General features: G+C 34.9%; 20 protein-coding genes. 3 read left to right on the top strand and 17 right to left on the bottom strand.

Translation table 11 applies throughout. The features are described from left to right. From LB467_RS13915 to LB467_RS13840, 16 genes are all read right to left on the bottom strand, one after another. Positions 1–3,078, bottom strand: coding sequence for an Eco57I restriction-modification methylase domain-containing protein (locus LB467_RS13915; protein ID WP_224474655.1), 3,078 nt, complete (start codon positions 3,076–3,078; stop codon positions 1–3). Beyond that, complete coding sequence (locus LB467_RS13910; protein ID WP_224474654.1) at positions 3,075–3,413, bottom strand: helix-turn-helix domain-containing protein; 339 nt, start codon at positions 3,411–3,413, stop codon at positions 3,075–3,077. The genes LB467_RS13915 and LB467_RS13910 overlap by 4 nt, the downstream gene beginning before the upstream one ends. A 383-nt stretch (positions 3,414–3,796) precedes the next feature. Next, positions 3,797–5,902, bottom strand: a complete 2,106-nt coding sequence (locus LB467_RS13905) for a hypothetical protein (RefSeq protein WP_224474653.1) — start codon at positions 5,900–5,902, stop codon at positions 3,797–3,799. Further along, positions 5,889–9,464 (bottom strand): hypothetical protein, encoded by a 3,576-nt coding sequence (locus LB467_RS13900; protein WP_224474652.1) that lies wholly within the window; start codon positions 9,462–9,464, stop codon positions 5,889–5,891. The genes LB467_RS13905 and LB467_RS13900 overlap by 14 nt, the downstream gene beginning before the upstream one ends. A 64-nt stretch (positions 9,465–9,528) precedes the next feature. Further along, complete coding sequence (locus LB467_RS13895) at positions 9,529–11,352, bottom strand: DUF262 domain-containing protein (protein WP_224474651.1); 1,824 nt, start codon at positions 11,350–11,352, stop codon at positions 9,529–9,531. 265 nt (positions 11,353–11,617) lie between these two features. Continuing rightward, the gene (locus LB467_RS13890) at positions 11,618–12,511 is read right to left on the bottom strand and encodes a hypothetical protein (protein ID WP_224474650.1); all 894 of its coding nucleotides are present in this window, start codon (positions 12,509–12,511) and stop codon (positions 11,618–11,620) included. Positions 12,512–12,810: 299 nt separating this feature from the next. Further along, positions 12,811–13,203 carry a hypothetical protein gene (locus LB467_RS13885; RefSeq protein ID WP_224474649.1) on the bottom strand — a complete coding sequence of 131 codons (393 nt, stop codon included), beginning with the start codon at positions 13,201–13,203 and terminating at the stop codon, positions 12,811–12,813. Between the two features lies 1 nt (position 13,204). Continuing rightward, the gene (locus LB467_RS13880; RefSeq protein ID WP_224474648.1) at positions 13,205–13,582 is read right to left on the bottom strand and encodes a hypothetical protein; all 378 of its coding nucleotides are present in this window, start codon (positions 13,580–13,582) and stop codon (positions 13,205–13,207) included. A 979-nt stretch (positions 13,583–14,561) separates the two neighbouring features. Then, entirely contained in the window at positions 14,562–15,326 is a 765-nt protein-coding gene (locus LB467_RS13875; RefSeq protein WP_224474647.1) for a pentapeptide repeat-containing protein, read from the bottom strand. A gap of 169 nt (positions 15,327–15,495) precedes the next feature. Then, positions 15,496–16,242: a hypothetical protein gene (locus LB467_RS13870; RefSeq protein WP_224474646.1), complete on the bottom strand. Its 747-nt coding sequence runs from the start codon at positions 16,240–16,242 to the stop codon at positions 15,496–15,498. Positions 16,243–16,401: 159 nt separating this feature from the next. Beyond that, a complete protein-coding gene (locus LB467_RS13865) occupies positions 16,402–17,151 on the bottom strand; it encodes a trypsin-like peptidase domain-containing protein (RefSeq protein ID WP_224474645.1) in 750 nt (249 codons plus the stop codon). Beyond that, a complete protein-coding gene (locus LB467_RS13860; RefSeq protein ID WP_224474644.1) occupies positions 17,138–17,377 on the bottom strand; it encodes a hypothetical protein in 240 nt (79 codons plus the stop codon). The genes LB467_RS13865 and LB467_RS13860 overlap by 14 nt, the downstream gene beginning before the upstream one ends. A 16-nt stretch (positions 17,378–17,393) precedes the next feature. After that, a complete protein-coding gene (locus LB467_RS13855; RefSeq protein WP_224474643.1) occupies positions 17,394–17,702 on the bottom strand; it encodes a hypothetical protein in 309 nt (102 codons plus the stop codon). Between the two features lie 251 nt (positions 17,703–17,953). Further along, on the bottom strand, positions 17,954–18,667 hold the full coding sequence (locus LB467_RS13850) for a hypothetical protein (RefSeq protein ID WP_224474642.1): 714 nt from the start codon (positions 18,665–18,667) through the stop codon (positions 17,954–17,956). Positions 18,668–18,762: 95 nt separating this feature from the next. Next, positions 18,763–18,915: a hypothetical protein gene (locus LB467_RS13845; protein ID WP_224474641.1), complete on the bottom strand. Its 153-nt coding sequence runs from the start codon at positions 18,913–18,915 to the stop codon at positions 18,763–18,765. Between the two features lie 140 nt (positions 18,916–19,055). Next, positions 19,056–19,436 (bottom strand): hypothetical protein, encoded by a 381-nt coding sequence (locus LB467_RS13840; protein WP_224474640.1) that lies wholly within the window; start codon positions 19,434–19,436, stop codon positions 19,056–19,058. A 76-nt stretch (positions 19,437–19,512) separates the two neighbouring features. Here LB467_RS13840 and LB467_RS13835 point away from each other — a divergent pair, with 76 nt between their 5' ends. After that, positions 19,513–19,755 (top strand): hypothetical protein, encoded by a 243-nt coding sequence (locus tag LB467_RS13835; RefSeq protein WP_224474639.1) that lies wholly within the window; start codon positions 19,513–19,515, stop codon positions 19,753–19,755. Between the two features lie 57 nt (positions 19,756–19,812). Here the strand turns inward: LB467_RS13835 and LB467_RS13830 are convergent, their stop codons facing one another. Beyond that, entirely contained in the window at positions 19,813–20,094 is a 282-nt protein-coding gene (locus LB467_RS13830; protein ID WP_224474638.1) for a helix-turn-helix transcriptional regulator, read from the bottom strand. 754 nt (positions 20,095–20,848) lie between these two features. On the opposite strand from LB467_RS13830, the gene LB467_RS13825 reads away from it, so the two are divergent. Further along, entirely contained in the window at positions 20,849–23,866 is a 3,018-nt protein-coding gene (locus tag LB467_RS13825; protein WP_224474637.1) for a SusC/RagA family TonB-linked outer membrane protein, read from the top strand. A gap of 12 nt (positions 23,867–23,878) precedes the next feature. Then, positions 23,879–25,288 (top strand): RagB/SusD family nutrient uptake outer membrane protein, encoded by a 1,410-nt coding sequence (locus tag LB467_RS13820; protein ID WP_224474636.1) that lies wholly within the window; start codon positions 23,879–23,881, stop codon positions 25,286–25,288. Positions 25,289–25,290: the final 2 nt, after the last annotated feature.

Here is a 25,290-nt window from a genome sequence, read left to right as displayed (position 1 = left end):
TTATTTCACTACTAAATCCGCGGTAAATGTTTGATCTTCTTCTACAGTTCTAACGTCATCTTGCGTGAGACCGTACAACTCACTGACTTTTTCAGTTAACTGCCTCTCTAAAACGTTCATTTTTCTTTTTAACAAAGCTATATTGTTCCCATAAGCATTCCGTTTGATTTCGAGTTTGGTGGCAATTAAATTTTCCACCGTATGAACAATGGTGTCATGTTTTGTTTTCTCTTCTTGATTCCCGAAGTTAATTTCGGGGACAGGAATATTTTTAATGAACTGTTTCCCGTGGGAATAGTAAGCTCCTTGAAATTCACTGGCTCCCGCTTGTACCATGCGTTCAATAACCGGATGAGCCAGAATTCCGAGAAAAAAGAACAAAGAATACTGTTTGTATTCATCACGCACGAGTAACCCGTAATGAGGTCCGTTCCCTCCGCCGGTATATTGCAAGTTGTTGGCATCATACGCATAAGGTGCCCGTTGCTTCATCACGGACCAAACCAATTTAGGAGCGTCATGAAATCGGTTTAAACTTTGTGAACGTCCGAATTGATACCAAATCACCGGCGATTCCTTGTTAGTTTTCTTAGCCAATTCATAATGCTCCATAATTTTTTTCCCACTTACCTTTCGGTCAAGTAGTTGTTCTTTCTGATCACATAGATAAGCATAACCCAAAGGAAAGGTTTTCTTTAAATCTTCCTCGTCAATAAGAAAAGTTCCTTCGTCGGTAATCATATATGGAAATATCAAGCGTGCTGCCGCTTCTGCAGTATCGAACAGATCGAATTTTGTCTTGAAAATAACCGGTAGACACAGCTTTTTTTCAATGGAATATTCCTTTTTTTTGTATTTAAATGTATAGGTCTCATCCGTTTCTGCCGTTGGAATGAAAATATACACGGGATTGGCACTGGTTTGCACACCTACCGAAACTTCGGCGAATGTATCCAGTGGTTGTACGGCTTTCGTTTCTAATTTATTAAAGACTTTTTGAATTGCCGGGGATACGAATATCCAAGGTTCCGAATCGAATTCCGCAGTTTCATAGGAGACATAGGAGGATGAAGTATCCAGTACTTCAGGCGTGATTTTTTGAATACGCCTGAATAATGTGTGATCAGTTTTTGCCTTTTGTATGATTAATATAGCCGTATAGGTCGAACGACCGGGAAATACCTGAGTAACTCCGAAATGTGAAATTTTGGAAAGGTAACTATTGGAAGTTATAAAGTTTCGAAGGGATTTACCTCCCTTTAGAATAAAAAACTTATGAGGAACAATATACCCTAAATATCCTCTGTCATTCAATAAACCCAGGGCTTTTTGAATAAACACGTAATATTTGTCCGGAGATTCCTTGGCTGCTACAATGTAAGATGATTTTTGAGACTGATAAAACTTCACCTCTTCTGATATGTAACGAACCATATTTTGAATTCGGACATACGGAGGATTTCCTATTATGGCATCAAATTTATTATTTTTTAGAAATGGAAATTCGTCTTCCCAGTCTAATGGATTAATTTTTCTTAGCAGCTCATCATCATCCAATGCCTCCGGCATATAATTGAAAAAATTACTGTCCACCAAGGAATTTCCACATTTAATTGAATTGCTAAGATTAGGCAGGACCTTATCACCGTAAGTCTCTCGAAAATCCCTTATACTCGCTTCGTTTTCCTCTTCCAAGAGCTTTAATGACAAACTGAATTTTGTAACTTCCGTGGCATAAGGATTAATATCCACTCCATATAATGTCTTTGTAAGAATTAGACGCTTCGCCTGCAATGTCAGCCTAAAAGTGCCAGAGGAATTCTCAGATATTAATTCTCCATTCCCGGGTTCCCCCTGCGTCAATTTCTTTAAAAAATACTCCATCAAATAATCATAGGCCGAGAGTAAGAAAGTACCGGAACCACAGCACATATCCAAGACCTTTAGATTCTCCAAATCATCCTTTTGATTTAATACAGGACTTAAGGTGTCCCTCACAATTTGCTCAACTACTATTTTCGGAGTCGGCACCACTCCGCTTGAAGCGGAAACCTCCGGTTCTTGAACAATACTTACAACCCGATCCTCTTCCATCGCAATGCGGCTACCCAAGAACCGCTCATAAATCTGACTAAGGATTGTGGGATCGACTACAGAGAAATCATAAGGACTGAGAGGGTAATACAATTCCTTGAAAATTTCGATTAAGACCGAACTATCAATTTCCACATTAAGAGATAGTGTATCTTCTATGAAATCAAAAAGTCCCGAGTTAAATTTTTCATCAGATATTTGAAACAACTTTTTCAGTTCCTCATAACTCTTGACTTTTCTCAGCGTTTCGAATTTTTCAATTCTACGGTCTTCACAGATTCTAAGGAAGATGATTCTGTTGATTAATCGTTGAATAAGAAAATTTACTTTTTCTTCATCCAAAGAATTATTTTTTTCAACAGCGGTATTAGCCAGAAGACTTCTCCATCGTTCTATTTGCTCTAGAAAATATTCATCAAAAGTTTGTGTTTCAGGACCGAAATTAGAAAAAAGGTCCTCCAAATTACCTGCATTTACCGACCCATAGGAAATCAATTCCTCGATCTCTTCGAATTTTTCAGCATATTCGGTATAATGAAATATTTTATAGCGAGCTACCAAATGATTATCCTGGTATATGGGCTTATACCGACAATCATAGATGACCAAATATTCAAAATTAGTAAGCACGGAAACCATCATATTGGCATTCCAACCGTAGCGACGTATTTGAAAAGCTGGATTTGATTTTTCGGAAATCTTTACCGAAGGCTTTTTCACTTCTACAAAGAGTTTTCTCGAGCCGTTTATTCGGAGCGTATAGTCAGGATTTTTTTTATAATCCTCATCCTCAACTTCAATGGGCTCCTCCTGCAATACTTCTCTTAAATATTGGGTTCTCCTTTTTTCATTATCCACATCCCAACCTAAGCATTTTAAAAAACGATCTATAAAATCATTCCTGAGCTGTGTCTCGTTATAGGTCGTCTTCAAACAATTCTGACGATCCGACTCATAGTCTTGAACTAATTTTTCAATACTCATTCTTCAAAATCTAATTTCCCTTGTTCGAGGCTCTGAGCCCTTAAATAATTTATTTTTTTTCGGGTATTTTCTAAAATTTCCGGAATATTCTCTTCATTACAGAGTTCTCCGGCAATACGATCGCTCCATAGCATAATTTTTAACTCATCAACTGGTTGATCAAATAGCTGAGCTATAATTTGTGCCATTCCCTCGTTGGCAACGCGCTCACCTCGTTCAATTTTACTAAGGGTAGATGGATCAATATCCAAGGCAGCGGCTACCTTTCTCAAAGGTAAATTAGCCTCCTCCCGAAGTTGCCTTAGATGATTGCCGAAAAATTGTATATGTTGCATTTGCAAATTATTTCAAGAAAATATATTCTGGACAATATTTGTCAAATATAAAGATTTTACCGGGTAATAGTTCACTTATCATAATTAACCACCAGTATATCTAAAAAACATAGTATTCAAATTTTTTTATAATGGTTGAAATTCCGGTGATTATACCCCCGATCAGCCCATAGTGACCACTAAAACATTAAATATCCACACTGTAGTTGGAGGGCAGGTGCCAGTGCATGGGTAGATTAAGTGAGCTAAAACCTCCTAGTACGAAAGGTTAATGGCCACGAAATAACTCTTTTTGAAAAGGTAAATAATCACTCCGAAGATTGTAGTTTAGCAATGTAGAGCTTATCAATTGCCAATTATAAAACCTTAAGTATCTCCTCCAATTAATCCATTTCAATTTTCATATCAATAAGTTTAAAAGGGTATGGATTTACAGTTAATTCTTTGAACCTTATAAAGTCTATGTTCAGTAACGGAAAAAAGGATTTTTCATTAAATTGTCCAGAATGCACCAGGATTTTTTTCATTTGAAATCCTTTGTCTTGCTTAAATTTCCCATAACCGTGGGTTCTACCAACAAAGTATTGCATTTCTGATCGGTCAAACCATATTCCTGTATGAGTGGCAAAAATTCCATCTTCCTTAAGCCCCTTTATCTTAATTCCTTTATTCTCCTGCAAAAACTTTCGAAATACCGTATCTGCATAAGTTTTTCTTTCCTGATGATTGTAGAATATGGTCTTTAAAAAACCATCTTCTCCTTTTCCGTATTTTGCTTTTAGCTCTTCATAAGACAATGACAATTCTTCAATATTATTATCAATATACTCGTTATATTCTAATGCTAATTCTGAAGTTTCATTTGCTCTAAATTCCGCGATAGAGCGTTTTTTATTTCTATTTTTTATCCGATTATGAAGTTCATTATCGTCATAAAAAGCTCGTTCAGGATAGTCTATCAACTCAATGACCGAATCTTGAGAAATAATTAAACGAAATTTCGTTAATTCCAGTTCTTTTTTTGAAAATGGATTGTGATATTGATGAATTTCTGAGAAAATTTCCAAAACGCCGTTCCTTCCCGTTACCTGATGAACTAACTCTTCCAATTCTTCAAAAGAATCGATATCTGTAATTTGCAGCTTACCCTGGGTCAGGTAAAGAGCTTTGCCTCTGTAAATGAAAAGTTTATTCTTTAATATCTCGATTTTCGGCAAATAGTTATAGTCTCCAGATAACAGAATTGATTTCAGTATTAACTGGTTTATACAGATGGACAAATTTCTTTCTAAATCCTTTTGGTTAATTCCTGAGTAATTAAAATAATCCTTGCTTGGCAAAGAATCCACATCCGTAAAACTTAGATCGTTTATACAAATACCCTGTTTTGCGGCTTTAGCCTCGGAACTTGCCTTGGTTAGTTTTAGATAAGGATCTTCCTCATCAGGATAGTACCTTTTGAAGTCCTTCTTATTGTAATCCATAACAAACAATAAAGATTCATTCGGATTTAACTTGTCATTTTTTTTCTCAGTAATATTAATTTTCTGTTGAAGTGATTTTGAGACATTAAACAATTCACTCAAAGGGATGGATCTGTTTTTACGCCCATCTATTAATGAAATCTTTAAATTTCGGGTTTTAAGGGATTCTGTATCACTTTTTTTGTCAACCCTCTCCAACAGCAATTCCTTTTCCCAAACAGATATATCATATTTGGAAAGAAATTTTAAAAACTTACTGAGAAAATTTTGAATGATATAGGACTTCGATTTCTCATGGTGGGCTTCATCCATAATGGAATGAAAATTAATAGTAGTTTTAGAAGTATTACCACTTATGGGTTTTGGCCTAACAAAAATGTTCGAATCAAATCCCTCTAGTTCATTTTTCTTAAGTTGTTTAAAAAATGGGGTGCCGTTTATATAAGTTAATCCATACGGTATATCTCGGTTATAATATCTTTTGTATTCTTCCCGGTTAATTCTTCTAAGTCTAGTCGCCGTGTCCTCGATATTAAAAACGGCACTTTCGGTATTTTTATAGTCGTGTTTTAAATTAACCTTTAGGACCGTAGCCCAGGTTTTATCCTTATTTAATTCAGAATGAATATAAAAAGAATCGCTACTGATGAAAGAATTATTCAATTCCATATATTGAGCAAGCAGAACCTTCAACCAAATGTGCGACTGATTTGCATCCTTATAACCATCAAAGGTTTCCATAGATAAAGCATGATCCTCAAATGAATATTTTTCGGGAGCTTCCCCTTTCTCATAAAGAACATATATTTTTCTAGTGGCAAAATGCAAAAAATAAGGGAAGTCAATATTGGACTTCGCCCAATTATGTAATACTCCAAAATAATTTTTTTTGAACCTTAAGTGAGCGGGTAATGAATATTGATAAATTTTCCATCCATCAATAAAGTTTTTAAAAGACGATACATTTAAATCAATTATAAAAGAGGACGTTTTACGCTGTTTCATACTTCGACTTTATTTCGTGAACTAAAAATTGAAAATAGGTGCTAGTTTCGTTATCATTGGTAGGAACTAGAATGTTTGGAATTATGCGAATGCAGCTTTTCTCAACTTTATGTTGTCTTTTCCCATTTCCGTCAAAATAATCTATTTCACGATAATCTTCTGAAAATAGATTAACGATGTATAGAATAGCATCAGGGTCAATAGCTTTGATTTTTTTATACTTTTCCACTTGTTTTGCAATAAAGTTTTGCGAATCAAATTGATATTGGTAGGCAGCATCCTCTTTTGGAAGGTGGAATTTATTCAAAGTACTATTACTATAGTTTTTAAAATCGAGATAAAATGGAGCATCCTTAACTTTGGCATCAATAATTTCAAAAAGGTCATTGGGCAAATCGTTCTGATCCTCTAACTCAATACCATGGTGATCCAACAATGCTTCAATCGCTTTTTCACCAATTGCTCCTTGCAAAACAGCTTGGTATATATAGGGTGTGAAAAGAGTCTTGTAGCCAATTGCTTTTGTGTCAAATGATATTTTGTAGTCATTTTTTTTAAAATAGTCGGTGATAATATTATTCTTGTTTATTCTTTCATACACTAAATCTAAATTCCAACGATAGACTTCCGTTAAAGGCATCTCATTATAAATTTTCAAACCCCTTGGATCAATAAAAATTTCCTTATTATTCTTGATCTGTTTTGTTTCAAAGCACAAATCTCTTTCCGCATCCAGTGTCTCGGAGAGGCTTGTCAAATCAAACCGAGCCTTAAACTCATGTTTTAAAACAAGTTCACGTAGTTTGAACCAGTCCTTTTTTATTTGTGCTGAATTTTTAGCATCATATTCATTCAATTTTAATTTTTCAATGACCTCCAAAAAGCGTTGGACCAAATCAATACTTCTTTTATTATCGGATGCTATGGATTTAGGCTTTGAAAAAGCCGCTTTAACTTTTTTCTCAGTAGCTAACTTAAGAACGTTTTTTTGTATTTCAAGTATCAATCCCGATGTAATTTGCTTATCACGCCGGAGGATCAACTCTTGAAAATCTTCGTTAGTCAGGTATTTGTGAAATTCAAGGAAAACTCCCTCATCAAGAGTAATCTCGACCTCAGGTATATGTTCCCATTTTCTTTCGATACGACCAATAGCCTGATGATAAAGTGAAATAGCATTTAATATTTTTTCTGGGGTTGCCTTATAATGTCTATTAAATAATTTAATGTTAGGCTTATATGTGTTTTCGGGAGCCCTTTTATTCAGTAAGGTTTTAAAATTAAATTTGTCAATTTGCCTATTGTCCCATAGTTTCCATAGGTACCAAAACGCTTGTTTTTCAATATTTTTAAATTTGGAGAAATCTTTTTCCTCATCGTCAAACCAATAATGATTTTCCTCCAATAAATGTAATCCTCTAAAATCTGTTTCATACCCGCTTTTATCATAACATGGAAGGTTCACACCATTACTTGCGGAGTTGTATTGGGTGATTACGATTACCCTATCAGCTGTAAATGCTTTCCTATAATTGGCTAAGGCTATCTTGGAATCTTCTAATTTCCTTGCATCGTCCGCGCTTAGAAAAATGATATTACAACTTTTTCCATTCCATTCTAGGTGAAAATACTTTTCTGTCTTATCAACTATACTAGAAGCTTTAAAATCAGGCTTACCACATTCCTCAAACACTTGTTTTACTGTGGCATCTCCTATTAACATCCTTCTTATTTCTTTAAAAGTTGTCAGAAAAACTAAGTGAGCAAATTTCTCGGATTGCATGATTGAACCTATTGTTTCTAATGTCTTGGAAACTCTCTGTTGCCTGTAATTTTCAGATGTGCTATCATTAAAATAATTAATATGGGAAAGGGCAACTAGGACTTTTTGTAATGGCGAATTTTCCTTTAAGGTCCTCGCAAGTTTAAAATTTAAATGAGTACTTCGTTTCTCTTCTTTTTCATCTCGCAATTGCTTGATAATAGAATAGTCCTCCTCATCCATTGGGAGGTATAGAGCATTTTTTTTAAGCCATTCCAAGTTAAAACATCTCAGGGTTCGTGGTAAATCAGTGGTAGCTGATAATGCAAAGACTAAATTAGAATCAGCCAGTTTTGCAATCAGAGACTCGGGGGTAGTAAATAATTCCACCTGGCTTAGTTCAGCACTATATGGATCAAATGTGTTAGTTCTTTTGAGCAATTTTATCAGTCGATACCCCATATCATATGCTGACTTTTCTTTATTAGAAGTCTCATCTTCTCTGTTCTTTGGTTTAGTTCTGTGATAAAGCATATTTTCTTTGATATACTTTTCATAAACTCCACCTTGATTATCGTTTTTCTGATTCCATATTTTTTGGATTATCTCATTGACTAGGTTAGGGTTATGTTTAAAATAATTAAATACTCCTATAATTTTACCGGTAGAAATTGTCAAAATATTGAAGAGAATTCTTGGACTTATCGAGCTTTCTGGTAAGTTGCTTTCGATAACCCAAGAGTTTTTTTCCTCCCGGAGAAAGAATGGTTTTGGTGTGATTATCTGATTTGTTTGAAAAAGTACATTAGCCTGAATGGTATTGGTATTTTCTGATAACCGAAAATCAAACACATTCATTAGGCCAATATTGTACTTTTCACAGCTTTCATCGATATATAGAAGGACATCCTCAAATTTCTCCTTTACTGTTTTTAGTTCAGCATTAATATTCCAAAAATCGGCCTTTGACCAATGCTTGAAATTTTGATAAAATATGGAAACAAATTCCAAAGGATTAATTATGGAAGGTTCATCACAAAGGATTTTTAATACATCTGCTTCTAAAAAGTCAAATTCATCCAAAAAAATAATTTTATCTTCTATTGAGGTGAGCTTTATATCTGTTTTTCCATTGAAAAATCCGCTTAGTACTTTATGAATTGTAACTAATAGAACATTACAATCCGGGTTGTTCTCAAACTCTATATAAGGAAAAAGGTTCCAAATAATTTTCTCCCTTTGAATGGCCTCATATTTTACTTTATCCTCACGATAAATCAATACGGATTGTTTTTTCAAAATGTTAAACAATTCACTACAATCAAAATTGAGGTCTTTATTAATGGTTTCTCTTATTTCGGATTGTTGTTCCGTTTCAATAATGTTACATTTTGATTCAATATTTTTTATGAGTTTTTTGAATTTGCTTTGTCGTAGGTATTTACTTTTAAGCTCCTGATCAAAGTGAAAATAATTCATAGCTTCTAGTTGATCAATAACATTGTGAAGACCAATTTCTTTGTGAAGTTTTAGAATAATTTCTTTATTGCTCTTGAGGTAGGTAGTTGATATACCGTATTCCTCCCGCAGTTTCTTTTCCTGTTGGGTTATAAGATTATGCCGATGGGTAAGATAAATAAACTTATGATTTTTCTCAGGCTGTTGGTTCACGTACTCGTCTATTGTTTCAAGTAAACCATAGGTTTTACCGAGCCCTGTTCCACCTAATACTAATTTCAAACCTTTCAGTTCTGGATTAGACTCAATTGTTTTTCTATAAAAGTCCTTGTATGATTTCATTTCTATAATTTTTGCCCACAGTTGGATAGGTCGGCATAGTTTGAATTGCAAATGTGCCTACCATTTATGGAAAAATATAATTCAGTATTTTGTCAACTTCTTTTTCTTTCCTTTTTTTACAGCTTTCCAAATGCCATTCAGGATATTCTGAAATTATGCTGCCAATAATACCATAGCAACTTTCAGGATATCGTTTCAATTTATTAGTATAATCATAATTCCGAATTGAACGATTTATATTATATTCAAGAACAACTAAGTTCCCGATGGAATTAATATAGTCTCCCCATTCTTTCCAAATTTGTTCTCTTTGCTCTTCTTTAATGTCATTGTATGCCTGAATGTGCTCTATATCAATTGGGGCATGAAATAATTTTTCCCTAATTGTATCAATTTCTTCTTTGTCAGTAGTCTTGTAGTTTTCTTCCAACATTGCCGATAAACGACAAGTAATGTCCTTAACCTTGCGGTTATAGGTTATGTCTCCTGTAATTGCTACTTCAAAATCACCCCAGCCTTTATGGTCGTCAAGCGTTCCGATTTTTTTATTTACGACCTCAATGACTTCATCTATGGATATTGTCATCAGTTCTTTGGTTAGGGAATAGGTGAACTTATGTAATTCATTAACGGCTCTCAGGAATCGGATACTATAAATCACATACAACTTGCTAAGTTGTCGAGTAAACAAGAAAAATTTCCCCCAAAAGTTTTCTTCTTCTCTGAACCTAAACAAAAACACAATGAGTAATCTCCAATATCTGCCATATCTAGACCAGGCAATAAACGAATAGGCACAAGCATCTTCCGCTGTACGATACCAATTTCTTTCCCATTCATACCGCATGTCAATAATCCTCTCAATTTCTTCAAGAGTTAGCTCAAGATTTTTTACATTGTTTTTAAAATGTTCCCACTGATTAATCTTGAAAATCGTATCAAACAGGCGTTCATAAAATGTTTCAGTTGCGTAGGTATAAAGAACAACTGGAAGGTTGTATTTAGCAATAAGAATGAACTGATATATGCTCAAAACATCCAGTATATCTGATGCTTTATGTTCGAGAGCTTTGTTTTGTTCTCCTATTTTTTGATATAATCGACTTATTTCCTCAAATGCCGATTCATCCATGTTTTTCTTGTCTCGCAAATATTCATACATCTTTATTTTGAAGATGTCTCCGCCATTCAAGTCAAGTCCGGTGGTATTTATAGCGTTGAAAATTTGGAGTGTCTTTGAAAGACCCGCATGAGTTTCTATAACCACGAAATAGATATTGCTAAATAGGTGCTTGATGAATCGGTCTATGTCAAAAGACTGATCATTTTCATCGTTTAACTGTTCAGCTATAACTTCTTTTATTAGAAATGCATTTTTTAAGTATGGATTTAGGGTTTCATCATTAAATGTTAGATCACACTTTATTGCTTCTTCTAAATAACGCTGCTGTTCTCCGTTATTTACACGGGTACTCAACCAATCATAGGTCATTGATTGTAATTCACTATTAGTAGGATAGGATTCACTGAGAACTTTCAATAGAACAAAAAAGGTTGTTAATCTCTGCTGCCCGTCAATTATATCTTGCTCGTTATTTCCATTCTTATCTGATAGTTGCATAGTTCCAATGAACATGGGTTCTTCTAATACGTGCCCTTCATTACCCCAATAGGAAGAAAATATATCGGAGAGGAATTTTCTCACTTCTTCGTCCGTCCAGGAATAAGGACGTTGATAAATCGGAATAACATAGTTGGTACTATGACCAAAAATTGTCCCGCCATTTTTTTGGGAGTTATATTTTAAAGTGCAGGTACTAGCATTGATGGAAAAACCATTTGTAATAGCATCTTCTTTCTCCTGAATATGATAGTCGTTACTCATCATTGTCAATGTGTTCGATGTCTTTTTTAGCATGTGCCCCAACACGTCATATCCCGCCTGAAATATCCTTTTAACAAAAAAGAATACTGGGGAAAATGCAATTCTATAAAACTACAATAAATATTAAACTTGAATACAGGAAAGCGATAAGCCTGGCACTTCTATATCGAAATAACTTTGCATACAGGCCAAGTATCCGGTTTATTAGACAGTGATTAATTTTGAGCCGTTCCGACCAACACGCACGCTTAATTATTATATAAGTTTTTTATGGTTTTAATATGTCTAATTTTTCTATTAAGAAAGCCATTTTCTTTCGGTTCCTATTGTCTAAACCATAAAAATAACCTCGGTCGAATTCAAATTTATTACCGTGCGAATGTGCTACCCAAATATTATAAAAAAGAGTTTCGCTAGATGACAGTCTTCCTTTCATACTTGTCTCTGGTTTTAAGTTAATAATCACATCTCTGTCTTCGTCAACCTCAAATTCATTTTCAAATTTCATAACGGGTGTTTGAAAAATGTAAGAGAACAAGCTTTTCATAGCTTTTATTTTCGTGAAATCATTATATTTTAGGTTTAATTCGTGTTTAAATTTTCCCAAAACGGACCGCATAATTACTAGTGATTCAAATAGGTAATCTTGATTGATTACTAGTCTATTTTTACTGCCTTGACCTTCTCGTACTTTTGTTCCAGAAGTTTCTCTGTAAAAAGAATTAACCATTAAATTATTATGGATAAGTAAATTTCGAGTGGCCTTAATTTCTATCAATTCAGCTAGTTCATCTTCGGTGACTATATTTTCAGGAATACCACTAATTGTAGTAAAATACCTAATTATATCGGGTAAGTTTTTACAAGAAACAGAATTCACCTTATTCTCAATTGCTTTCTCTAAAGGATTTCCGTCAATGAGGTGCTGTTTGGAAATATTTTCACTTTTTACATCTAACTTGTCGGGGATATAATTTAATAAAATTCTTAAAGTATCAATTATTGAATGCTCGAAAGATGCAACTCCTAATGCAAATAAACCTTCCAATATGATACTATCTTCATTGTTCATTTTTCTTTGTCTGATTTTTTCAATTCGGTCTAATGCCTGTTCGATTGGGTTAATCAGCTCTTTTTTAAGTAATAATATTGGTCTTTCCATTTAATTTTGGTCGAATTCCATATAACACCCCGTAAAACCGGAAGTTATGGATTATTAATCATTAATTTTCAGTTCGGAACGAACCTTATCAAAGTCAGTGAATTCGGGGGTAGTGGAATCCGCCGTAATTACAGTTATCCATTCTTAGCATATGTTTCATTCTGTCCGTTTACAGTTTGCGGTCGCAAGTTGTAGGAGTAGGGCGCGGACTTGTCGGATTACCTATATTCTTTCCTGGATTCTAAAATTACACTTTTTCGATTAAACCCGATATTTGCAATTAACCGACTTGTATCAAGTTATTTTTGTACCTCAAAATCTTTAAAGCTAGAATCTTTTTGACTTTCGTATAGAAGTTTCTTTAAATAATTTATTTTATTTTTTTCACTCTTTGAATCTAAGGTTCTTATGAAAATTTTCTTCTCATTTTCGTCTAGTTTATCCGTGAGTCCTCTCAATTTATTCATTAAAGTATAATATTCCTTGTGAGTTATTATTCTTCTCTTATTATTTAAATTCGAATTACGAATCTTTATAAATTTTTCAAGATCTTTATTGATTCGACTATTTGCAATTAGACGTTCTATGTCTTTATCAACTTGTTTGCTTTTAAAATTAAATATTACAGAGACAATCAATCCGATAATAGCTATTATAAAAGCCAATATTTCTAGTACATTTAAATTCTCCATTTTATTTATTTTTCTTGATTAGAAGGAAGTCTTCATTTTCGTTTATATGCCTTCTAAATCTTTCAATCAAGTGGATAAGAAAAACGACAAGAATTAGCCAGAAAGACAAAAAGTTATAAAATTGAGGATAGCCTTCTTTAGGATATTTTTCAATAGCACCATAGCTGGCTGACATTAAGATACCAATTAATATACACAAACCAAGAGTAGCTGGACTTCTCGAAGAAACACCAATAGAAAAGGCGTAAATAGCAGAAGTCATTGTTAATGACTTATCTGTAACGTGACCTAGATATGTAAATTCTATGAATAATGGCATTAGAGGAAGTATTTGGTGTAAAGCTATACTAGCTAAAAAGCTTTGATAATTGTCTTTCATTATTTGATTATTTCTTCAATAATTTGCTTCAACGTTGCGTGTCGAATAGGTAAAGGGGAGTTTCACCCCTAAACCTCTCACAAAACCGTACGTGATAGGCTCCCATCATACGGCTTTTGTTATACAAATCCCTTAGGATTCTTGTTTCATTCCGTGAACTCATCCTCTTATCGAGTTGGTAAATGTAATGAAACTGTATAACCTAACCCCTTCGCTCCATTCCCATTACAGGAACTTCATCACTACTACGAGTTAGTCCGCCCCTGGACAATATCTTGGTATTTCGCCTCTAGTTTGATCCTATTGTGCATTTCCCTTAACACTATTGAACAGGTTCCCGAGTTCCGTAAATGAGCCCGGATAAAAGTCATGCCACCTGAATGACGCCTGCCGCACAGCCAGTAAATAGGTTTCCGCTGTACTTTTTCACTGCATTTTTACCTCTACAGCTTTTGACAGAATGTAAGCACTTTCTCGACACCTCTTCAGTGGTTCACTTTCGTTCATCTCTTTTATCCATACCTGATAAACTCGTGGTTTACCTTTTCCTAAACGCTCAGCACCATGGCTCTTTACCACAGCACCTTTAGGTAGTTTGCAAGCCCCGCCTATACAGCGCTTGCGGTGGATCGTCCAGTAAAACTGGATCCCACCATCTCAAATACAGCATGCAATGATATTTTGCCGTCATTGCTTCTCGGCACACATAAAAACTGTGCGCTGGTGAGCTTGATTTTCCGTAGGAAAATCAGGCGCAACAAGCACGCACCGAATTTTGATTTGAGACAGACTTGGCATTGTTTTTATATAGTGTGGCTGTTGTATAACTCTTATTTCAATAAAAAAATCAGTTTATATCTATTTTTAAAAACGAATGGCCTTTGAAAATCAATAATTTATATATTTTCAAAAATATTGAACATCCTATCTTCTTAAAAATTTGGAGTTGTGCAAAGGCAACTGTTGTTGTGTGTAGGTTTTACTTTCTAACTATCTTATAACCTTGAATTTCATTTTTCACCTTGGGGATTTCATAAATTTCATATTTATTCATTAATTCTTCCACTCCCATATTTTCATTTATATTCATTTCTTCAAACCAGTCCTGAGTATGGACAACTGCATCTTCTAACGATACTCCTGAAAAGTTACATTTTCGAAACTGGGTGTCAAATAAAATTGCAGAATCAAATTTGCAGTTTGTCAGGTTCACGTTTCGAAATGAACTCTGAAACAATTTTGTTAAATAAAATTGTGCGTTTGAACAATCATTCATTATCCAAAGGGTATCGTTTAAATTAGCTGCTGAAAAATTCCATTCCTGCATTTCTTCGTGACTCATTACACCATTGGCATTTTGCAAATAACAATGACTCAAATTCACCTTTTTAAAACCAAGGTTAGTTAACCTTTTTACCAATCCACTAATTCGAAATTTTGCCTCTTCACTATGCCAGAACCTAAAATCATTTATTTCTTCTTGATATCTTTCTATTTTTTCTTTAACCTCCTGGACAAGCTTCTCCTTTTCTCGTTTCCTTTCTCTATTCACTTCATAAATGGTTAGAACTATTCCGAAAACAAATAGGTCATATATCAGTCCGTGCAATTCGACCAGTATGTCGTGATAATTAAAGTCTTTATCATTTAAATCTAGGATGATTATTATAAGAATACCTAAAAATGCAAGCAGTATAAACAAGTTGACTTTGGAATTGAATAGGTTCCTAATTTTATTTTTCATTAAATCCTAATTTAACTTACACACAACGGTTTGGCTATGCGTAGTGCAAAATTTCAAGGCACTTCACTGTCCGCTTACCGATATTTTTCTTAAAATTCATTTACATTCAACTTAGCGCAAAAAACCCGCATTACGTATAGCTTTTGTTGTGCGGTCGGCTTTTTCATTTTCAAAATATTGTGTTTTCTTCTGTCCACTCATCATTATCAAAACTCGAAAATATTGCTGCGTCCAAAAGACAAGGATAAATTTCAGCTTTCTCACAAAGCTCTTGGATTCCGTCCGAAACAAAATGATAATATCCTTTATCGCCGAGTGGAGAAGACGTCAATGTTACTGGAAAACCAAAATCATTTAACCAAGTCGTTATTCGTGAGTCAATCGGGATTTCATATTTTGTCAGTCCAAGTGCTTGAAGAAAATTTCTCGCCTGTTTCGGACCAAATCCATTAAAATCATTAGCTAAATTGTCCGCAATGTTCCTCTCTTTTATTTTCGAGTCAGAGATTTTTAGTTCTTCAAGATCGTTGATTAATGTCCAATTTTTTTCTACGATTTTCACGTAGTTTGAAGCAAAAAAAGAACTAATCCTATTCACATATCTTGTTAGATTACTTTGTTGTAAAGTGTCCTTTATAAATCCTTCTACGTTATTGACTGATGCCAAGTTTTTAATAGTAATGGGAAATGGTTCAAGTCTTAAAAATTGTCCAACCGAAGAATTTGGTCCTGAGCGTTGTTGTGATGTCAGAAGACACATAATCATTGTTTTAATAATCCTGTCCTTATTAATCACAATATTCTGCTTTTCAACGTTTCTCAATTGTCTTGCTCGTAAAAAAGGGTTTTCATTCTTCGTAACTATTTTCTTAACCTTTTCGATGTCAATCCGTGATATGTCCCAATTAATGTTCATCTGTAAGTTTTTTAGCTGGCGCACAACGGCTACTGTTATGGACAAGTAGCGGGAGGAGGGGCCCTGATTTGTCTGCTTAACCTATTATTTCCTGGTTTTCTAAATTACACTTTTTCGGCAAAACCCGCTATTTGCGTTGAACCAATGTTATGTGAAGTTTTATTTTACCTTAATATGTTTATTCTTAATTAGTTCATTAACCGATATAATCCTTTTATTTTCATATACGCTTAAGTCTAAAATAAAGTCAATAGGAGTAATATATGAGATTGGCTCTTCACCTTCTATAAGAGTAAAAGAGCTTGAGTTAACTCCAACAATATGGTTATCTTTTAATACTGGACCCCCGCTTGCACCGCTTTCCATTCTCATATTGGTCTGATAACATCTATTTTCAACTACAGGGGATCTTTCATGAAAATCTATGATTTTACCAGTTGCATAATCACCCTGAAAAGTAAATTCATAGGAGTTATTTTGCAATTGTTCTCTTTTAGAATTTGGGTAAGCATATGTGCTTATAAAGTCTCCATTATCTAATTTATTTAAATCTAATTTGAAATACTTTGAATCTGCAGGTTTCAGGTTATTATTGGGGAGCCTTCGCGGACCTAATGTTCCTATCATTATATCAGCATTTTCATGAGCTATCAACTTTGAAATTGGTCTTACATGATATTCATCATCAGAAACCTTCTGAATTCCATATAACGTTGGTTCAGTTTTCTTATCGCTATTCATAAATAGGTGTTTTGCAGTTGCAAAAGCACCTTTAGGATTTATAAAATAACCTGTACCTAAACATTTCCATTCCTTATTAATTGGGTTAAATGTAACTATGGGAAAGACAGCCTCTTGTATCAAATTATTCTTTTTAAGTATTAATTCTGGATAATTATAGATCCTCAATCTTTTTTATTGAAGCAACACTTAATGATTTTTCACCCTTTTCAGTTTTTACTCTGAATGATGCTGGTTGATGTGGTGGGTTAGCAGCTAATGTACATTTTATGATTTCCCCAGTAATTACTTCTATGATTTTATCCGAGCCCCATTGTCCGATTGAAATTTTTAACGGCTTATTTAGAATTTCGGAAATATCTTCTTTTTTATATTCCATTGGATCTTTATACATCTACTTTGCTTTTTAATTATTCTTCTAATTTATTATTAAGAGGAGTATTGTTCATTTTTTGCTTAATGAAATCGTCTGGTATTATAAACCACGTTGAATAGCCATGAGAATTTGGTTCTCCAACACATACTTCAGAACCTTTCATTTTTTCTGGATTTTTTGCTTCATTTTCTGTAATATTCCATCTAATAGCTAAAACATCATTATTATTCCATTCTAGAATTGCGACTGAATAGGCTTCATGAAAATTACCATTATCAAAGAGCACTCTAACATTTTTCGTTGGACGTAATACAGTATTTGGTAAATTATATTTATAAAGCATTCAGATAATTTTTAAAATTTCACATAACTCATTATCTCGCCTAAAATATCCTTTTAATCAAAAAAATACCAAGATAAACTCACTTTCATAAAGCTAACTATATTTATTCAAATTAGATAACGTAAAACCAGAATGCCTGGCACATCCAGATCGTAGTAACTTATTTATGGTCAAAGAATCCTGCTCAGGCAAATCTGCATAATTGTTTGGCTCCCGAAACAGCGGGACAAGCTGTTCCGGTCACACGAATCTTAGTTATTGCCCGCAGTTTTTTTCGCAAAGTGACTTACAATTAAAGGCATGTAACTCTCATTATCATTAGTGTAAATTTGAGTCCCTAAAGTTGCATAGATATTAAAATGAAATACCTCCGGATTTTGATTAAAATATTTAAATGGATGATGTGATAAATTTAATTCTAAATTTTTTCTAATATTTTTAGGTAAAATGGCTAATAACTCTTGATATTCTTTTTCTTTAAAATCAAAGGTTGCAGCAAATTCTAAATGTTCATATCCTCTATAATTGAATTTAAATCGACCATTTATAGAATATTCATCATCCTTAAGTTTACCAATAAAATGTATTGCCTCAAATGGGAATGGAAACGGATTATAGTATATCTCATCAGTAGCAGTTTTGGCAAGAAACAACCCGAAATCTAGCTTGAATCCCTTCAAAAATGGTTTTTGAACAAATTCTGGACTTAATATTTTTTCAAGGTCATCCCAATTTTCTTTTAGGTCTTTAATGTGAAATGCTAGAATAGGCTTAGGATGCTTTACATTAAAAACAGCTATTTCTTTTCCATTACATAAGCAATATATTTCGCTTCTTATTTCCTGATGGACGGCATAACTGTACGCTTGAGCGACATTCTTCCCACTTCTAATGGCTTCTGTCGGTCTTTTAGCATCTAAAATCCACTTGTTTACCCCATCGATTTCAAATGTGTAGTCTGGCACTATATTTACGGAATGTTTTTTTGTTCCAAAATAGCAGAAGGGATGCTTTAAGTTTTTACTTCTAATAATTTTATTATCTGAGGATGCTGAATATCCTAATTTTTTTTTAAAATGGGAAAAACAATTTCTTCTCGAACTGCATCTTCTTTAAAATCTGATGATTCTAAAAGATTAAAATCAAAATCTTGAAATAAATCTTCAAATTCATCTTCTTCGTTAAATAATTGATTTAAAAAATCATATTTCATATTATATGTTCAAATGGCACCCAAGTCCTTCTTTCCCACCTAAAATACTCTTATAATTAAAAAGAATACCAGGATAAACACAGTTTTGCTAAAAATAGATAAATCGAATAGGAGAATAGTACGATAAACCGTAAAAATAACTAATCCAGCATTATTTTAAACTCTTTAGTGCTAGCTCCATCCTTCGAAGGTTCAAAAATGCTTAATTGTTTGGGATTCTCCTGAATAGGAACAATGATGAGTTTTTCAGACCCAGGTATATCCTTAGTGTTACAATAATACCAGGAACAAACACCGAATTTTCCAAATTGCTTTTCTTCTTTTTCAACTACGTTCAAGGTTTGAATATCCTTATATTCCTTCCCCTGTGAAATAATTATAATTTCATCTTCACTAATTTCTATTGTTCTTTCCATATATTCAACCTCATAGGATTCTATAATATGTGCTGTTGCCGAACTTTTAAAAGTTTGGCCATGCATAATTACGGGGAAGAGAAGAAAAATTATTAATTTAAACACTTGTAATCAGTTTACTGGAAAAATATAGAAAGTATTCTTAAGCTACCAGGTGGTTTTTCCCCCTAAATTAAAAGTTATGCCACTTTATGAATTTAAATTATTGCCAGAACAAGAGCAATATCGTATACTTTTTAATGAAGGCTATTTTATAAGCTATAGGCTCGAACCAACTGCAAGGTTCTCCTTGTATGCCTTAGACAAATTCTTTGTAGAAGTGGAGTATAACCCTAAGAGCAATAAAATTGTAAATAAAGTAAGTTTTATAAGCGGGGAAAAGTTAAATCTTTATTCAAATTTTAAAGACAATGATTTTTATTAACTTCTTTTAAGCTTTATTACTGGTATACAAGAATTGTTCGTCCTTCTCAAAAAACATTCAATTATTCTCTGAATTGATTTCATCAATGAACTTATTGACATCAATTTCGATTTCGTAAAGTTCGATTTTTCTAACCTTTAAAGCCTTTGCGAGAAGCATCATTTTTTCTAATGTAGGATTTGCATCACCTCTCTCCACCGTACCGATTAAATGTTTCGTTAATCCAAAATTTGTATCCGCAAGTTCCTGCTGTGAAATTTTTTCCTTATCGTATTCTTTACTTGGGAGTCTTTCTCTGAGCTTCAACACCTGCTTTCCTATCTTTTCCTTTTCAGTCAATCCTTATTTTTTTTACCAGTCTTGGCTAAATTCTAATTAATCTGAAGAAAAAATGGTATGATATATCATACCATCAAGATATTTTATTTATATTTGATAAATAATTACTGAATAAATGTAATTTAGCGATTCTTCTTAATTAAAATATTAGAAGCATTCGCTTTGAATCTCGTCCTCAAAAACTGGTAATTTTTAAACACGCGAGATGATAAGTGTAGATGCTCACGCTTTAACGGCGTGGGCTCACTTATTTGCGTGGATGGTATACCAGTACCTTGAGGGCAATAAGCTGAGTTCCACGCCTATTTTTTAGTTCTAAAGGCGTCGTTTCTCTTCTTAATTTTCAAAGTAATCTTCTACAATTTATAAGCATAAGTCTCGCTTTCTTTTGCCCTACATCATTATAGGCCAAAGTGGCCGGCAGTAACTACTACTGTATTCACTAATTCTTGTTTGCGGGAACAAGGAAATCTTATAAACAATCCCGTGGGCTGCTGTTATGTGCCCTATTATTCAATAACAGCTTTGGGTGGGGTCTCTTTTGAGACACTGGGAAAAATTGATTTGGGTTAATAGGTGTTAACGCATAGGGCCGTTAAGTTTAGTAAAAAAAAGAAATTGTTTATGAAAAGAAAGTGAATTAGCCTTAGTTAAAGGTGTTAAGCCAAAAAGCCTTCCCCTAAAGATTGGCGTCTGAGTGGGGAAGGCCTAAGCTTAAATAAAACAATGTTTCATTTAAATCACACGTAAAATTATGAAAAATAATTACTCGCGCCTTAAATGGGTGGCGCTAATTATTATAGGCGGGATACTCTTCTTCTTGTCCAAAACTGCTAATGCAGCAACTACTATTCCCTTGCCCTTGCAGCAGCAAGAAGTTTCAGGTTTAGTACAAGATCAAAACGGCCTTCCCATCCCGGGTGTTACCGTATCAGTTAAAAATACCAATAGAGGAACTGTAACTAACCTGGATGGCGAATACAGTGTCTCTGCTCCTGCCAATGGCATTTTGGTATTTTCTTATATAGGTTATAAAACTGTAGAAATCCCGGTAGATAACAACAAAGAAATTAGCATTCAATTAGACGAGGATATTTCTGCCCTTGGCGAAGTACAAATAAATGCGGGGTATTACAATACTACTAAGCGGGAAAGTACTGGTAGTATCTCTAAGGTAACGGCCGAAGAAATAGAACTACAGCCGACAGTGAATCCTTTACAGGCCTTACAAGGTAGGGTTGCCGGGTTAGAAGTGGTAGACCAGAGCGGTGTGCCGGGAGCTGCACCTAACATTCGAATTCGGGGGCAAAATAGTTTACGAAATACGCGTAGCGATAATGGAAACCTACCTTTGTATATAGTTGATGGGGTGCCCATTAATTCTAGTCCTGTAAGTTCTATTAACCAGTCTATTTCGTCAACGGGCACAGATCCGCTCAATGGCCTTAATATTTCAAATATAGAAAGTATCGAAATTCTTAAGGATGCAGATGCTACAGCCATTTATGGTTCCCGTGGCGCTAATGGGGTGATATTAATTACCACGAAAGGAGGAAGCTTCAAAGGTGGTAAGGATAAAATTGAAGCCCGTTTTTATAGTGGTATAAGCAGGGTTTCACATTTTGTAGATCTTTTGGATACCCCACAATATCTTGCCCTGAGAAGACAGGCCTTTGAGAATGATGGGGTTGAGCCTACCATTGCCAACGCTAAAGATTTACTCCTTTGGGACCAGGAACGCAATACCGACTGGCAGGAGGTTCTGTATGGGAAATCGGCACCTACCTTGAATGCCAATTTAAATTATTCAGGGGGTGGAGAAAATACATCCTTTAGTGTGGGCGCATCTTACTTTAAACAGGGTAGCGTATTTCCCGGGAATTATTCTTTCGAGAAAAAGACCATAAACCTAAACCTGAACCACCAATCGAATAATCAAAAATTTCGTCTTAACCTTTCTGTAAATTACGGTATCAATGATAATGATATCTTTAGCAGTAATAATTTTGTTAGAACTGCCTTGAGCTTGCCCCCAAACGCTCCTGAAGTTTACCAGGATGATGGTAGGCTAAACTGGGAAAATTCTACCTGGGACAACCCGTTCTCAGCCTTGGAAAGTGAAGGTAAATCCAATACCGATAACCTCATTGCCAATGCAGGTCTGCAGTATCATTTGCTAGAAGGGCTAACGATTAAAGCTAATCTTGGCTATACTCATTTGGATAGCGAGGAGAATATCTTACTACCAATTGAGATTTACGACCCTGCTATTTGGAACCGGGTAGCAAACCGTTCTCAACATTCCTTTATAAATAGGAAATCCTGGATAGCTGAGCCACAACTGGTTTATACTGGAAATTATAAAAAACATAATGTTGATGCTTTAATTGGGGCTACTTTCCAACGAAATGATAACTCCCAGTTAAGGATTATTGGTACGGGGTATGCTGACCGGCACCTTATAGGTAACCTGGAGGCCGCAGATGCTGTAGATAATAGCCAGGATCGGGACCTGGTTTATAAGTATAATGCCCTATTTGCGAGAGTAGGTTATAATTGGGATCATACTTATTTTCTTAATTTAACGGGACGAAGGGATGGTTCTTCCAGGTTTGGACCGGATAATCGTTTTGCCAATTTTGGGGCTATAGGAGCTGCATGGATTTTTTCAAACGACAGCTTTGTGAGCAAACATTTACCATTTATAAGTTTTGGGAAAATAAGGGGAAGTTACGGGATAACAGGGAATGACCAAATTGGGGATTATCGATATTTGGATGCCTATGAATCTACTCCTGGCCCAGGCGGGTTGTATCCTACACAGCTGACCAACCCTTCATTTTCCTGGGAATCCAATAAAAAGATTGAAGCTGCATTAGAACTAGGCCTTCTACAAGATCGAATAAATTTAAACCTTAGCTGGTATAGAAACCGTTCTTCCAATCAACTTGTAGGTTATAGTCTCCCTGCAATTACGGGCTTTAATACGGTAGAAGCGAACCTACCGGCAACTGTTCAAAACACAGGGGTGGAAATTGAATTTTCCACACTTAACATACAGAGTGAACAGTTTCAATGGCGAAGCTCATTAAACCTTAGTATACCTTCCAATAAACTGATAAAATTTGAAAATATTGAGGAAACCTCCTACGCCAACACGTATAAGATAGGGGAGCCACTGAACATATCTATTCTTTACGAGTATGATGGAATAGATCCTGAAACTGGCCTGTTCCGCGTTAAAGATATTAACCAGGATGGTAGATTTGACTTTGATGACCGGGTAGTTTCAAGAAACCTGGGGAGGCAATTTTATGGAGGACTTAATAACCAGGTTAATTACGAGAACTTCTCTATTGGTTTCCTCGTAGAATTTGTAAAACAAGAGGGGCTAAAGATATATAATAGCGTTCCGGGTTTCCTGGGCAATACTTTCCAGGAGGATAGCAATGGTTGGACAACAGAAAATACTACCGCGGAGGTACAAAAATCTTCCCAATCCATAAGCGCGTTGATCTCTTATTTAAATGCCTATTCCAGTACTTATAGGCTGACCGATGCTTCTTTTGCTCGACTAAAGACACTTTCATTAGGTTACAACCTTCCAGATAAAATACTGAAAAATGTTGAGTTGACGGGGGTACAACTGTTTCTACACGGCCAAAATCTATTCACCGTAACAAATTACAAAGGACTGGATCCCCAAAATCCTGGAACCATTGCACTACCAGCGCTTCAAAGCATAACCGGGGGAATACAAATCAATTTTTAATACTAAGTAATTATGAAAAATAAAACAATATTTCGAAGTCTTTCCGTATTTGCGATATCGCTTATGTTGATTTCATGCGAGGACTTTGTAGAAGTGGAAACACCGGGCTATAAGCTCGACAGCGAAGCAGTGTTTGCCAGCGATCAAACAGCACAAAGTGCCTTAGATGGAATTTTTAATCAATTATTTAATACGAGTTTCGTTAATGGTGGTAACCAGTCAGTAACATTTACCGCCGGTCTTTCTGCCGATAATTTTTCGGTAACCACTACGACGCAAGAAGTTGTAGAGTTTCATCAAAATCAAATAATACCTACAAATAGTTACAACCTCACTTTGTGGTCAGGTGCCTATAATATGATCTATATGGTAAATGCGATGTTAGCTGGTATAGAAGATAACCCTTCCCTCTCCCAGGATCTTAAAGACCACATGGAGGGAAGCGGAAAATTTATTAGGGGGTTAACCTATTTTAACCTTGTCAATCTATACGGGGATGTTCCCTTGCTATTAGGGACCGGTTACCAGGAAAATGCTTTGGCTTCCAGGACCTCTTCTGAAATCGTCTACAACCAAATCCTGGAAGATCTTGAAAATGCTTCAGTACTATTGGACGAGAATTATTTAAATGAAGACCGCACTCGCCCTAATCGGTTTTCCGTACTGGCCCTGTTGGCACGAGTACATCTTTTTCTAGGAAATTGGGAAGAGGCAGAATATTACAATTCACAGGTAATAGGGGCTTCTGAGCTTTATGAGATTTTGAATGATCCGAATGAAGTTTTCCTGGCGAATAGTCGGGAGGCTATATGGCAGATTTCACCTATAGGATGGGGGAATAGTTTTACCCATACACGTGAAGGGAATTTATTTATTAAAAATGCAACTGCAAACACCCCGGTAGTCCTTTCAGAAAGCTTTCTAAACGCTTTTGAAAATTCACAGGATAAACGTCATCAAGAATGGGTAAGTACTTTTATTGCGGAAGAGGACACCCTTCATTTTCCCTATAAGTACAAAATACAATATGATGCTTCCAGTGGGGAACTTACCGAATATTCAATGGTATTACGACTTGCTGAGCAATATCTGATTCGCGCTGAAGCAAGAGCGAGATTAGGAAACTTACCAGGAGCTATACAGGATTTGAATATAATCAGATCCAGGGCTGGAATTCCCTCTATTGAGGAGTCACAACCTCTAAATTCAGAAGATGAATTATTGGAAATGATTATCCTGGAACGTCGCAGGGAATTATTTGCAGAATGGGGGCATCGTTGGTTTGATTTAAACCGTTTAGGTAAATCTGAAATTTTAGCGAATAAGGAAAATTCAAATTGGAATTCAAGCTCTAACCTATTTCCTATTCCCTCCAGTGAACGAATAAAAAACCCTAATCTTAGCCAGAATCCTGGGTATTAATT

This window comes from Salegentibacter tibetensis (assembly GCF_020164485.1).
GTDB classification, from domain to species: domain Bacteria; phylum Bacteroidota; class Bacteroidia; order Flavobacteriales; family Flavobacteriaceae; genus Salegentibacter; species Salegentibacter tibetensis.
Note: the sequence above shows the minus strand (reverse complement) of the source record. Positions and strands in the feature narration are given on the sequence as shown.